Genomic DNA, 13,940 nt, shown 5'->3' with positions numbered 1-13,940 from the left:
TAACTATGACCACACAGACCACCACCGACCGCCCCATTGTGCTTGATTTGCAAGACATTCATAAAAATTTTGGCTCATTAGAAGTTCTAAAAGGCGTGTCTTTGACCGCTCATGATGGCGATGTGATTAGCATTTTAGGGTCATCAGGCTCAGGCAAATCCACCTTTTTACGGTGCATTAACCTACTAGAAAAACCCAGCCAAGGCAGAATCTTTGTGGGAGATGACGAGCTTTTACTCACACCAAAAAAAGGTGAATTGGTTGCCAAAAATCCCAAACAGTTAGAAAAATTACGCTCAAAAATTGGCTTTGTGTTCCAAAATTTTAACCTATGGCCACACAAAACCATACTACAAAACATCATAGAAGCCCCTACCCAAGTTCTCAAAATCCCCAAAGCCGAAGTGATTGCCCAAGCTGAACGCCTACTTGCCAAAGTTGGCTTGTCTGACAAAAAAGATGCCTATCCTGACAACCTATCAGGCGGTCAGCGTCAGCGTGTTGCCATCGCTCGGGCTTTGGCGATGAATCCACAGGTGATTTTGTTTGATGAGCCAACATCTGCCTTAGACCCTGAACTGGTCAATGAAGTGCTGGCTGTCATCAAAGAGCTGGCAGACGAAGGGCGTACCATGCTGATTGTTACGCACGACATGAGATTTGCCAAAGAAGTCTCAAACACGGTGGTATTTTTACATCAAGGACGCATAGAAGAGATGGGGTCGCCAAGCGAAGTGTTTGACAACCCCAAATCTGAGCGTGTGCGTGAATTTATGGCGTCTCATCGCTGATTTTTAAAATTTTATTTTCACTAGGTAAGGAATGATTATGTCATCTTTTCATAAACTTGGACTATGTCTGGGTATTGCAACCGTAGTTTTGGCAGGCTGTGGCAACGATACTGCCCAAAAAGACACGCCCACCAAAGACGGTGAACGCACGCTGGTCATCGCCACCGAAGCCAACTACCCACCGTTTAACAACACCACATCAGATGGCAAAATTGTTGGTTTTGATGTGGACGTCATCAATGCCGTTTGTGAAGAAATCAAAGCCAAATGCACCATTGTTGCCCAAGAATGGGATGGGTTGTTACCGGGGCTTTTGACTCAAAAATATGATGCGGTCATCGCAGGCATGTCCATCACCCCAGAGCGTTTGCAACAGGTGGATTTTAGTGAACCCTATTTTAGTAACACCATCGTTTGGCTTGCCAAAAATGACGGCTCATTTGACCCAAACAACATCAAAAACTTAGTGCTTGGCAGTCAGCGTGCCACCACAGGAGCAGACTACATCAGCCAAAAATATGATGGCAAAGATGGCAACCGTGTTCAGCTTTATGACACCTACACCAACGCTTATCTTGACCTAAAAGCAGGTCGCAATCATGCAGTCATGGCAGAAAAAGTATCCGCTAGCGATTGGCTTGCCCAAAATAATGATGGCTTTGGCTTGGTGGGCGATGAGATTGACAACAACGACAACCTAGGCATCGCCGTACGCAAAGGCGACCCATTAAAAGGTGAATTTGACCAAGCACTTGCCACCTTAAAAGCCAATGGCAAACTTGGTGAGCTAGAAAAAGCAAGTTTTGGCAATCAAGATGCCCCAACTGCTGACAGTCAGCCCACCGATAGCCAACCTAAAACCAACTCATAAGGAGATGTCATGAAAGCCAAACTATGTGCCATAGGTCTATGTGCCATGCTAATGAGTGCCTGTGGCGGTGAAAAAACAGAAACCACCACCCCACAAGACAACCAAAAAACCATCATCATCGCCACTGAAACAAGTTTTAAGCCATTTAGTTATTTGGATAACACAGGTCAAGCAGTGGGCTTTGAGATTGACCTTGCCAATGCTTTATGTGCAGAATTAAAAGCCAAATGCGACATTCAAGCCCAAGAGTGGGATAGCCTCATCCCAAGTCTAAATGCCAACAAATCAGATGCCATCATGGCAGGCATGTCTGTTACGCCCGAACGACTAGAAGTGGTGGACTTTTCGGACGCTTATTTTGATAATAAACTAGTCATTGTGGGCAAAAAAGGCGAAACAGTAACCCTTGATGGCTTGGCGGGCAAAACTGTCGGCGTACAACAATCTACTTTATCAGGCGAGTATCTTGCCAAACATCAGCCAAAAGCCACCATCAAACCCTATGACAAACAAGACAACGTTTATCTAGATTTGAGTGCAGGGCGGATTGATTATATGATGTCTGATTTTGTGCCTGTGTCCGACTGGCTAAAAACAGAAGCAGGGGCAAACTTTGAAATCAAAGGCGAACCGATTGACATCAACGACCAAGTTGCTATCGCTGTGCGTAAGGGCGACCCACTCAAAGGCGAATTTAACACCGCCTTGGCAAGCCTAAAAAGCAATGGCAAATACGATGAAATTGTTAGCAAATATTTTGGTAACAAATAATCTTTTGTCATAAAATGGGGCAAATCACTTGCCCCATTTGCCATTTATTGATTGATGATAAGGACGACACAATGAAATATCCCCTATTAACTTTGGCATTGTTTGGTGTGTTGGGTTTAACCGCTTGTAACGACAAAGAAAGCACAACCACCAACACAGATACTCAAACCCTACAAATCGCCACCGAAGGAGCTTATGCTCCCTTTAACTACACCACCAATGATGGCAAGTTGGCAGGCTTTGATGTGGATTTAGCAAACGCCTTATGTGCCAAAATGAACACCACTTGTACCATCACCGCCCAAGAATGGGACGGCATTATCCCTGCCCTAAAAACAGGCAAATATGACGCCATCGTCTCCGCCATGTCAGTTACGCCTGAACGCTCTAAGCAGGTGGCATTTAGTGAGCCGTATTTTGCCAACACCTTGGTGTTTTTAGGGCATAAAGATAAAGCCTTTGACCACACCAACGCCGAACAGCTCAATAACGCCAAAATCGCTGCCCAAGGCTCAACCATCGCCAGTCAGTGGCTCGCTCAAACCCACCCTGCCATCAAGCCACAGTTGTATCCGACACTTGATGGGGCGTTTTTGGATTTGGGGGCGTCTCGCAGTGATGTTGTGGTGAGCGATAAACTGCCTGCCCTATCATGGCTAAAAAGCGATTTAGGTAAAGACTTTGAGCTTAAAGGTGATGAGATTGACATCAACGATAAATTTGCCATCGCTGTCAATCCTGATGATACCGAGCTACTTGCCAAATTTAATCAAGCCTTAGCTGACGTTAAAGCAGATGGCACTTATGATAAGCTGATTGTCAAGCATTTTGGTGAAGAGATGTTGTCAAAATCTGGCAACTAAACGCCTGCTTGGTTTATCTTTTTGCACGATTAAAACCCCACAACCGAAGTTATGGGGTTTTGTTTGGATGGTGTATTTGGGTTATTTTTTCGCCCCAAATGCACCTGCAAATTTTTCATTTTTATCCATATAGATGCCGCTGAGCTCTTCGGCGTTATTGCCAAAGAATGCCCCATCTACCTGAATACCCGTTTTACTGCCATCATTCACAAAGGTGTTGCCTTTAATGTCAGCAATAAAATTAAGGGCAGCATTGGTTTCACTAGTGCCAATCATGGTTTTCTCAGTAAAATTAGCCTTAAATTCAACCCTTCCTTTCCGTGTTGTCAGGGCATCGCCATAAATATAATGACCCAAGTAGTTTACTACACCTTGATTGGGCATGTTTGCCACAGGCGTTCTCTCGCCTTGATAAAAACTGTATTCAATGCCAGATGATTTACCTAAATATCCATATCTAGCATAATTTAGATGACCAATCTGCCCATAATAATCATCATCAGAATAATAACTAAAACCATCCTTGGACATACCACCTGACAACTGAAAAACTTTACCATCAATATTCAGATGATTAATGTCATTTGCATTTAAATTAGTTAATCTTGCCTCATTAGTCCCATTCTTGAAAATTATGGCTTGACCCATGATATTTTGATTAATTATTGGATTGGTTGGATTGGTTGGATTGGTTGGATTGGTTGGATTGGTTGGATTGGTTGGATTGGTTGGATTGGTTGGATTAACCATAGGCGTTGTTGGCTTATGTCCGTGCCCATCTGAATTACTACTACATGCACCAAGCACAACTGCTGATGACACAGCCAGAATAGAAAGAGAAAGGTTTTTCATAAACAGTCCTTATAAAATATGAAAAAAGCGAACAAATGTTCCAAATTGGGACAATTTTCACTTTACAACAAAAAATCCACTTTGGCAATAAGGTTTGAAAAATAAACCTAAAATAATACCCACAAATGACAGCTAAGGTTTTAGCTCAATAATCTCCACCCAATAACCATCAGGGTCTTTGATAAAAGCAATGTCTTTCATTGTGCCATCTTCTGGGCGTTTTTGAAACACAACGTGATTTTGGTCAAACCATTTAACCGCTTCATCAAGATTGGGTACAGCAAAACAAATATGCCCAAAGCCACGTGGGTCGCTGTTGCCGTTGTGATAAGCAAAATTGACATCGTGTTCTGTGCCATAATTATGTGTCAGCTCCAAAATCCCACGCTGGCGAGACACATAAGCCGTCAAATCATCAACGTTTGGCAAATTTTCACGCTCATCTTTGGTAAGTTTCGCCAAAAAATACAAATCAAATTTTGCGTCAGGATACTGGCTGTGGCGAAGTAAGGTCATGCCAAGCACGCCTGTATAAAATTCAAGCGATTTAACAGGGTCTTTAATGCGTAGCATGGTGTGGTTAAAGGTAAAGCCTTCTGACACACGGGCAATGTCTTTAACACCATCAACCACCAAGGCATTGGCAGGCTGTGAGATACTCATCATTTCTATTCAAACTCCAAATTAGCTTTTTAAAAAATTAACCTTACCTGTGGCAACATCATATTCTGCCCCAACTATCATCAGTGTGCCATCGCTGACCAAATCTTCTAAAATGCGTGAGCCGTGTTTTAACTGACTGACTGACATACGCACATTTGCTCTGATGGCACGGTCAATAAACTCGTCCATGTCCACATCACCATCATTGGCCGTCAAAATCTCATGCAAATTATAAACGCTGGGGCGAATTCTATCCACAATGGATTGTAGGTTTGGTGAATAATACTGCTCAGGATTAACAAGCGTCTCCACACAAGCACTCACCGCACCACAGTTGCTATGACCTAGCACCACCACAAGTCGTGTGCCAAATTTTTCAGCCGCAAACTCTATGGAGCCGATTTGGCTTGGGGCAACCACATTGCCTGCCACACGTATGACAAATAACTCTCCCAAAGGTTGATCAAAAATCATCTCCACTGGCACACGAGCATCGGAACAACCCAAAATGATGGCTTTGGGGCTTTGCTCTCTAACCAGCTCAGGGGGTGGCACTTTGATGGGCTGACGGCTGGCAAGATTGGCAATGTAGCGTTCATTGCCTTGTTTTAGCTGGTCTAGTACCGTTTGGGCATCTAAATTGGCTGGTGTCATATTTATCCTTTACCATCAATCTTCGGACGAACCGGGGACGCTGGGTGTTTCTGTCATCGGTTTTGCCACTTCTTTTTCTGCTTTGGGTGCAGGTTCAGCAGGTTTTGGGCTGTCTTCTTTTTCTTTTACTGCTCTTTTTGGTGGCTCTTCGGTGCGTTCCTGCTTGCGTTCACGCTCTTTGGGTGCTTGGGTTGGTGCTTTTTTAGGGGCTTCTTTGGCAGGCTCTGCATTGTCCGATTTTGGCTTAGTTTGGGGCTTTTCAGCAGGCTTTTGTGTGTTGGTGGCTTGTTTTTGAGAAGCTTGTTTTGGGGCATCTTCTTTTTTTCTAACTTCTTTTTCTTTGGGGGCAACAGCAGGAATTTCATTGCGTGTTGCTTGCAATTTAATTTTGCGTGGGGCATTTGGTGCAGAATCTACAATCTCTTCGGTGCGTTCATAATTGTCAATCATCTGCAAATAACGGCTCATCTGTTCAGTAACAGGGGTTACACTTTGGGGTAAGCCAAAATCCACCGTTTTAATCGCTCCTAAGGCTTCTTGGCGACTGCCCATGATGCCATAAGTTAGGATATAACGCTGTTCATTGCCAGTGCTATAACGAAAATAAGCAAACTTATCACGGTCTTGTCGCCCTTTTAGATAACCTGTGATGATGTCGTTTTGAGCCACATTCATCACTTGTACCGTCCAGCGATTTTGATGTTTGTCAAAAAATTTTTTATCTTTAAATTCAGCAGGATAGTTACGCATATCACGCACAACTGTACTAGAAATATCCACCACAGGCACTTCTTTGGCAAACTGCTCAAATTTATCAATACTGGTTGGTAATGGCAAATCTTGACTGGTGATGTCAGCAGATTTGGTGGTTTGCATGGATTTTGGCGTATCACTCATCAGCCAAACAATCACCCACACCAACGCAAAAATTACCGCAAGAGCAAACCATCTTAGGGTGCGACTGCGAGTTTCGGCACGAATCTGTGAGACACTAGATGACATGATTTACTCCTGATTGTCCAGATGGTCATTGATTCCTGTTAGCACTTGATATAAGGTATCCATCTTAAAATCTGCCGTTACAAAGGCCTGTCCCAAAGATTTAAGAAGCACCAAGCGAATTTTTCCTTGGGCGACTTTTTTGTCATGCCCCATCAGATTAAGTGCCACATCAGGTGAGATTTGTGGTGGATAAATTGGCAAATCAAACGCCGTCAAAAGTTTTGCCACACGCAAAACGTCCGCTTTTTCAAGCAATCCAATCTGATAGGACATCACCATTGCCTGCATCATGCCTGCTGACACCGCTTCTCCATGTAGCCAGTTGCCATAACCCATGTGCGTCTCAATGACGTGTCCGAAGGTATGTCCAAAGTTTAATAAGGCTCTTGCTCCCGATTCTCGCTCATCATCAGCGACGATTTTAGCTTTATAATCACAACAGCGATGAACCATTTCGCTCAATATTTGACCGTCTTTTTGCATGATTTTTTGTTGGTGTTGTTCTAGCCATGTCAAAAAATCCTTATCAAAAATTAAAGCGTACTTGACCACTTCTGCCATGCCTGCACTAAATTCACGCATGGGTAGTGTATCAAAAGCGCTCATGTTTGCCACAACGCATTTAGGTTGCCAAAACGCCCCTATCATATTTTTACCCAAAGGGTGATTAATGCCTGTCTTACCACCTACCGATGAATCCACCTGAGCCAGCAAAGTGGTTGGCACTTGGATAAAATCCACCCCACGCATAAAGCTTGCTGCTGCAAAACCCACCATATCACCAATCACACCACCACCTAAGGCGATGAGCGTGCAATCTCTGGCAAAATGATGTTCCATCAAAGCATCGTAAATGGCGTTGATGTGTTCTTGATTTTTGTATTGCTCGCCATCAGGTAACACGCATTCTGCCACAATCAGCGACTGGTCTTGTAGGGCATTTTTAAGATTTTGCAAATACAAAGGGGCGATTGTGTCATTACTGACAATCATGACCTGTTTGCCACGAATAAAAGGCAATAATGGCTCGGTAAACTCCACCCCATCATCACTACCGCCAATAAAAATGGGATAATCATGACTTTGGGTGTGAACGGTTAAAGTCTTAAAAATATTCATCTTAATCGGGTTCTGTTTGTTATTTATGTGCGTTGGCATACTGGCTTAATATCTGCAAAATATCATGCACCATCTGTTTTGGATAAGTCTTGCCTGTTGGTATGATGATGTCAGCAACTTCTTGATATAGCGGACTTCTCTTTTCGTACAATGCTTGTAAGATGGCCTTGGGATTGTCATTTTGGAGCAAGGGGCGATTTTTGTCTTTTTTGGTGCGAGCAAGCTGAGTATCCACACTGGCATCAAGATAAATCACCAAACCTTGCTTAATGAGCTGTCTGTTTTCTGGGCGACCAACCGCTCCGCCACCTGTTGCCATGACAATATTTGACATGACCGATAATTCAGATAAAGCCTTGGTTTCTCGCTCCCTAAAACCCATCTCGCCTTCTTTTTCAAAAATCCACGGAATGTCCGCCCCTGTCTGCTCGGCAATATACCAATCACAATCTATAAAAGTACGCCCCAAATGCTTGGCAAGCAGCTTGCCTATCGTGGTTTTACCTGCTCCCATCGGTCCTACCAAAAATATGGATGGTAGTTTTTGGGATAAAGCAGTTTTGGGTTTTTCTACCACAACGTCTTCTATGATGGCAGAATTCTCATCAAAAGGCATATATGTTATCACTGATTTAAAATGGCTTATGATACAATCTTTGAGCGTATCTTTCTAGTATATTTTTGCAATCAGCCCACGAAAACACAAAAAAAAGCGAGCATTTGCCCGCTTTTTGTAGTTGCCTTAGTTGATACGACTGATGCCGTCATTAACAAGTCGTGGCGTGATAAAGATGAGCAGTTCGGATTTATCCACTGTTTTGCCATCGTATTTAAACAAACGTCCCACCCCCGGAATGTCTCCCAAAAATGGCACTTTACGGTCATTATTTTCTAGTCTATCACGGAACACGCCACCTAACACCACGGTTTGACCATCTTCTAAAACAACATTGGTACTGATTCTGTCTTCTCGGATGACAGGCACACCTGCATAAACTTCACCTGTGGTGTCGCCATTACGCACATCTAGCTGAATGGAGATTTTGCCATCAGGGGTGATGTTTGGTGTTGCTTCCAAAGTCAAAGCGGCTTCTTTAAAGCTAACCGAGGTTGCCCCACTGGCAGACGCTTCTTGATAAGCAATTTGTCTGCCTGATGAAATGCGGGCTTTTTGTTTGTCGGCAGTTAAAACTTTTGGTGCTGAGATAATCTCACCACGACCTTCGGTTTTTAGGGCGGACAAACTCAAATCAAGCAACATATCGCTGATGCTTAATAGCCCTACTGTCAAGCCACCACCTATACCCTTAGATGTGCCTAAATCCACAGATAAATTAGTTGGGCTACCACTTTTTAGAGAAAATGGATTGGTTGATGAGCCTTTATTAGCACCCCAACGTACGCCAATCTCACGAGCGAACGTTTCGGATGCTGTAACGATACGAGCCTCAATCATCACTTGCTTCACAGGAATGTCAATTTTCTCAATCAACGCACGCATGCTGTTAATGCCTTCGCTGGTATCTTTGACAATCAACGTATTGGTACGAGCATCAACCGTAATCACCCCTTTGCTGGATGCCAACAAAGACGCATTACCCACATCATTGCTACGAGAACCTGACGAGCGAGCATCTTCAATCAGTTTTAACACATCGTCTGCTTTGGCATAGTTTAGACGGATGTATTCTGTACGCAAAGGTGCCAAACTCTTTTCTTCTTCTAAGGCTTTTAAGGTGGCAAGCTCAGCGTCTTTTAACTCTTTGGCAGGAGCAACCAATATCACGTTGCCATTTTTGCGTTTATCCAAATCTTTACTTTTTAAAATGATGTCCAAAGCTTGGTCCCAAGGCACATTGATAAGACGCAGGGTGATGTTGCCTTGAACATTATCACTTGCCACAATGTTGGTATCAGTAAACTGACCAAGCACATCTAACACCGTCCGCACTGATACGTCCTGAAACGCCATTGACAAAGGTTCGCCTGTATAAGTACGCTCTTCTAAGGTGGGTGCTTTAACAGGCTTAGGTGGCATCACAGAAATGTGTAAGCTTGACCCTGATTGATAGGCTTGGTATTCATAATCCCCAGACATATTAATGGTGATGATGCCACTTTGTCCTTGGTTTACCGCATTCACGCCTGTTACCAGTCCACCTGCTGAAATTTGACGAAGCAGATGGCGGGGAATGGTCGCCCCTTGTGTGCGAATGACGATTTTATTGCCTTGACGTTGCACATCTACTGGCACAGCTTCATTGGTCAAAGCAACTGTAATATTGCCGCCATTTTTGCCATTACCTGAGTAATTGATGGCAGAAACCCCATCATAAAAACTACTGCCAATTGAACCTGCTTGCGGTGCCAACAAAGGATTAACACGCACGTTCATCGGCTCGCCAGCAGCGGGAATTACAGGCGTGGAAGGCACCACAGGAGTTGCTTGTACCATGCTGGCAGGAGCAGGCATGACAGGTGTTGCCATGGCAGATGGTGGATTTTGACCCACCACATTAATGAGCAAATTATCGCCATCAACAGAGCTTGAATAGTTTGCCGTACCATTTAACCCCACCATCAAGCGGGTTACATTTTTGCTGTTTAAAGCGGTTACATTATTAACCACGCCACGGTTAATCGGCATATTGCGGGGCAAGCCACTGCTGGTTACTTGGTTAAAATCCAAAATAAGCTGATTTGAACCTGCTTGCTGGTAAGCGGTTGGGGAGACAGGTGTGCCATCAAACTTAATACGCAGTTGTGTGGTGTCTGCTGAAACTTGGGTGGCGGACAAACCTTGAATCACCGCAGCATGGGCTTGTGCCATCATGACGGTAGCAACTGCTAGGGCGGAATAAGCAAAAGCGGATTTGTGTTTGAAAAAAGTCATTATTGTATCCTCAGGATTAATTAGTTAGGGGAGATAAGATTGGCTGATTTTTCAACATAACCCAAACGAGTATCTTCAACAATTTCAATCATGTTGATTTGGGTTTGGGTAATCTCCACGATACGACCATGATTTTTACCCATATAATTACCAATCTGCACATCTCTGACTAAGCCATCAGGAGCCAACACCAGACCGTACTCTTGACCATTGGGAGCGACAACTTTACCTTTATAAACAAGCTCGGTCAGCTCATAAGATTCAAGCTCTTCTTTGGCACGATTTTCATCAGGTTTGATGGTTGGTGCGTCTGCCACTTTTGCTTGAAGTTCCAACAGACTTTGTGGAAAAAATGGGTCTCTGATGTTGCTGGCAGCATAAGCAAAATCCTCAATCGGCTGTGGTTGTGGTGGCTGCTGAATTGGTTGTGGTGGCTGCTGACGGATTTTTTGCATTTCATCTTCTGCCAAGCTAACCCTGTCAGCACACCCCACTATGGCAGTCATCATAGCGACCAACAAGGCGATTTTTGCATTTTTAAAACGATGCATTATTTATTCTCCGTTGGTTGATTGTTTGCAGGTGCATTTAAATCCACTTCTTTGGCACGATAAGTTTTTGTGCTAAGCACCAGTTGTAGCTCAGGCATTCTATCCAAAGATGGCTGTTGATTTTTAACTTCAAAATTATGCATGGTGATAATTCTAGGTAAAGCAGCAATGCCACTGACAAAAGAACCAAATTGATGATAGTTGCCCAATCCAATGATTTGTATAGGTTGTTCAATAAAGAACTCTTGCTCTACCTCAGGTTGTACTGAAATGTCTTGGAATTTGATGCCACTACCACTTCCCACCATATTAATGCCATCCACAAGCTCTGGTACTCGGGTGTCTTTGGGAAGCTGATTGAGCAACTCTGAAAAATCCGCTTTCATTTGATTAACTTGACGGTTGTATTCGTCTAAATGACGGGCTTTGGATTCTTTTTGTTGATATTCAGCCAAAAGTGTTGTTTGCTGAGCTTCGGCAGCTTTAATCTCATCTAGCTTTGGTCTTAATAGTGCAAGCCATGCCACCAATAAAATGACAGAAAACAGTACGCTTAACAAAAAAATCTTAACCGCCAGGGGGGCAGAGCCATAGTTTTGAGCATTTAGCGAGTTTACCTCTGCCCAAAACTTTTTAAAATTAAAAGACTCTTTTTTCTTTTTGGGGGCAAGTTTTTTGCTTTTGGTTCTGCCTTTTTTAGCAGGACTGGTGCGAGTTTTTGCTTTGTCGCCCTTTGACTTTGAAAACATTCCTGCCAATGACGGCTTTGGATTGGATGCACCTGTGGTCTCTTCGCTTTGTTGTATGTCTTCTTGGGTCTTTTTGGGTTTTTTTAGACTAAATTTCATTACTATACTCCCGCTGGTGCATTGCTTGTTTCAGGGGCAACTTGATTTGGGTCTGCTTGCTGTGGGGCAGGTGTTGGTTCAGTCATTTGTGGTTGCGACTGTGGTTGTGTTTGTGGCTGTGGCGACTCTGTACCAACAGGCTCTACATTGACAGGCTGTGTCAAAGACTGGTCAAACTGAGTAGGGTCTGTCATGGTCGTCTCTGGCATCACAACTGCTTGCTCGCCTGCTTGACCTTCTTCTTGGGCTTTTGGCTCTTGAACTTTGGTGGTTACCACAAACTCCACATAGCTGTCCTCAGGATACACAGGACGGGCAGGTTCATTTGAACCAGATGCCAGTTGCGTGGGTGCATTGTCTTGATAAGCCTGAATTTTACTTTTAATACTCACCACTGCCGAACCATCTAGCCATTGACTGGCATTTAAATTACGCACCAAACCTGCCACCACGTTGGCGTTACTGGCTTGACCGGTGATGGTAATCAAATCATCTTCACGCTTAATGCTGACCAAATACATAGCACTTGGCACAGCACGAGCCAAATCGTCCCATACCCGCACAGGAATAGAACGGCGACCTTGCAAATCCTGAATCACTTTCATCTGTGAGAGCATTTGCTCGCGTTGGGCTTCCAGCTCTTCAATGGATTTTAGTGCCACATCAAGCTGTGCATTGGCGTCTTTAATGCGTTGATTGGCATTATTTTGACTATTTAATGCCCCATTCAACACAGAATAAGCAATAAAACCACAAATCGCCGCCAACACGAGTGTGCCTGCGATGAGTGCGTTAAATTCTTTGTTTTTACGTTCACGCTCTTCTTTTCGCCAGGGTAATAAGTTAATACGTGCCATCAGTCAAAACTCCTTAAAGCCAATCCACAAGCTGCCATCAAACTTGGTGCGTCTTTTTGTAAGGCAGTTGCATTCACACGACTGTTGATATTCATGCCTTCAAAAGGATTGGCAACCGACACCAAACCACCCATACGCTCTTGCACCATCTCCACCAGCCCCGGCAAACCTGCTGTGCCACCACATAAGACAATGTGATCAACGTTGTTATATTCGCTAGATGAAAAATAAAACTGCAATGAACGGCTGATTTGCTGAACAGCATTTTCAATAAAAGGTATCAGCACCGTCTCACGATAATCGGCAGGCAACGTGTATTCATGCTTGCCAATCATCGCATCATGATAAGGAATGCTATAACGGCTTTGGATGGCTTCGGTCAGTTGTTCGCCACCAAAACCTTGTTCACGGCTATAAATAAACTCACCATCTTTGGCAATATAAAGCGTGGTTTGTTTATGACCAATATCAATCAATGCCACTATTTTTGGTTCATGTGGCAGGGTATCTACCATCAAACTAAATGCTCGCTCAATGGCATAAGACTCCACGTCCATCACTTTGGTATTTAAGCCACCAATGGCAAGTGTCTCAACACGCTGGTCCACATTTTCAGAGCGAGAAGCTGCCAACAATACTCTAACCAAGCTCTCAACATTTGCATTGCCCAGCACTTCAAAATCTAGGTTGACCTCTGACAAAGGATAAGGGATATATTGCTCAGCATCTAAACGAATCTGTGCTTCACGGTCAGAATCAGACAAATCCGCTTCCATTTCAATGACTTTGGTGATGACCGCAGAGCCTGATACTGCTGTGGCAGCTTCTTTTGAGCCCACACCTGTTCTGCGTACCAAACGTGCAATCGCCTCGCCAACTTCTTCGCTATTGACGATATTTTTATCAACGACCCAGCCTGGCTCTAATGGCTCAATGCCATAAGATTTAAGCAAAAGCCCACCTTGTTGTTTTTGAAGTTCAACAAGTTTTACTGACGTGGTACTGACATCTAGCCCTATGAGATGCCGACCTTTGGGAGTAAATAGTCTCACAGACTTTATTCCTTATATTTGCAGTTTGACGAAAAAAATTGTATATTTTAAAAGTTATCGTGATAAAGATACACAGCGTTACACTTAGCAGATACCTAGAAGTAATTTTTTGTATCTTTTTGCATAAATCTACATTTTTTGTAACGCAATCTT

15 protein-coding genes are annotated in these 13,940 nt (G+C 43.6%); 4 read left to right on the top strand and 11 right to left on the bottom strand.

Annotated elements, in window-relative coordinates:
- Positions 1-5 precede the first annotated feature (5 nt).
- The 4 genes from CEW93_RS00655 (at position 6) to CEW93_RS00640 (ending at position 3,296) form a co-directional block, all read left to right on the top strand.
- Positions 6-791 (top strand): ABC transporter ATP-binding protein, encoded by a 786-nt coding sequence (locus CEW93_RS00655; protein ID WP_089538637.1) that lies wholly within the window; start codon positions 6-8, stop codon positions 789-791.
- Positions 792-828: 37 nt separating this feature from the next.
- On the top strand, positions 829-1,662 hold the full coding sequence (locus CEW93_RS00650; protein WP_089538638.1) for a transporter substrate-binding domain-containing protein: 834 nt from the start codon (positions 829-831) through the stop codon (positions 1,660-1,662).
- Between the two features lie 9 nt (positions 1,663-1,671).
- Positions 1,672-2,433 (top strand): transporter substrate-binding domain-containing protein, encoded by a 762-nt coding sequence (locus tag CEW93_RS00645; protein WP_089538639.1) that lies wholly within the window; start codon positions 1,672-1,674, stop codon positions 2,431-2,433.
- A gap of 71 nt (positions 2,434-2,504) precedes the next feature.
- Positions 2,505-3,296, top strand: a complete 792-nt coding sequence (locus CEW93_RS00640; protein WP_089538640.1) for a transporter substrate-binding domain-containing protein — start codon at positions 2,505-2,507, stop codon at positions 3,294-3,296.
- An 81-nt stretch (positions 3,297-3,377) separates the two neighbouring features.
- Here the strand turns inward: CEW93_RS00640 and CEW93_RS00635 are convergent, their stop codons facing one another.
- From CEW93_RS00635 to CEW93_RS00585, 11 genes are all read right to left on the bottom strand, one after another.
- Positions 3,378-4,148 carry a transferrin-binding protein-like solute binding protein gene (locus CEW93_RS00635; protein ID WP_146416620.1) on the bottom strand — a complete coding sequence of 257 codons (771 nt, stop codon included), beginning with the start codon at positions 4,146-4,148 and terminating at the stop codon, positions 3,378-3,380.
- 132 nt (positions 4,149-4,280) lie between these two features.
- Complete coding sequence (gloA, locus tag CEW93_RS00630) at positions 4,281-4,811, bottom strand: lactoylglutathione lyase (protein WP_089541084.1); 531 nt, start codon at positions 4,809-4,811, stop codon at positions 4,281-4,283.
- Positions 4,812-4,832: 21 nt separating this feature from the next.
- The gene (locus CEW93_RS00625) at positions 4,833-5,465 is read right to left on the bottom strand and encodes a carbonic anhydrase (RefSeq protein ID WP_089541083.1); all 633 of its coding nucleotides are present in this window, start codon (positions 5,463-5,465) and stop codon (positions 4,833-4,835) included.
- A gap of 15 nt (positions 5,466-5,480) precedes the next feature.
- Entirely contained in the window at positions 5,481-6,467 is a 987-nt protein-coding gene (locus CEW93_RS00620; protein ID WP_089541082.1) for a hypothetical protein, read from the bottom strand.
- A gap of 3 nt (positions 6,468-6,470) precedes the next feature.
- Positions 6,471-7,586, bottom strand: a complete 1,116-nt coding sequence (gene aroB / locus CEW93_RS00615) for a 3-dehydroquinate synthase (protein WP_089541081.1) — start codon at positions 7,584-7,586, stop codon at positions 6,471-6,473.
- A 19-nt stretch (positions 7,587-7,605) separates the two neighbouring features.
- A complete protein-coding gene (locus CEW93_RS00610) occupies positions 7,606-8,202 on the bottom strand; it encodes a shikimate kinase (protein ID WP_089541080.1) in 597 nt (198 codons plus the stop codon).
- A gap of 126 nt (positions 8,203-8,328) precedes the next feature.
- Entirely contained in the window at positions 8,329-10,479 is a 2,151-nt protein-coding gene (locus CEW93_RS00605) for a type IV pilus secretin PilQ (protein ID WP_089541079.1), read from the bottom strand.
- Positions 10,480-10,499: 20 nt separating this feature from the next.
- The gene (locus CEW93_RS00600) at positions 10,500-11,030 is read right to left on the bottom strand and encodes a pilus assembly protein PilP (protein WP_089541078.1); all 531 of its coding nucleotides are present in this window, start codon (positions 11,028-11,030) and stop codon (positions 10,500-10,502) included.
- Positions 11,030-11,878: a type 4a pilus biogenesis protein PilO gene (locus CEW93_RS00595; RefSeq protein ID WP_255503868.1), complete on the bottom strand. Its 849-nt coding sequence runs from the start codon at positions 11,876-11,878 to the stop codon at positions 11,030-11,032. The genes CEW93_RS00600 and CEW93_RS00595 overlap by 1 nt, the downstream gene beginning before the upstream one ends.
- A gap of 2 nt (positions 11,879-11,880) precedes the next feature.
- A complete protein-coding gene (locus CEW93_RS00590) occupies positions 11,881-12,735 on the bottom strand; it encodes a PilN domain-containing protein (RefSeq protein WP_089541077.1) in 855 nt (284 codons plus the stop codon).
- Complete coding sequence (locus CEW93_RS00585) at positions 12,735-13,787, bottom strand: pilus assembly protein PilM (protein ID WP_089541076.1); 1,053 nt, start codon at positions 13,785-13,787, stop codon at positions 12,735-12,737. Before CEW93_RS00585 ends, CEW93_RS00590 begins: the two co-directional genes overlap by 1 nt.
- Between the last annotated feature and the right edge of the window lie 153 nt (positions 13,788-13,940).

Source organism: Moraxella sp. VT-16-12 (assembly GCF_002224245.2).
Lineage (GTDB): Bacteria > Pseudomonadota > Gammaproteobacteria > Pseudomonadales > Moraxellaceae > Moraxella.
Note: the sequence above shows the minus strand (reverse complement) of the source record. Positions and strands in the feature narration are given on the sequence as shown.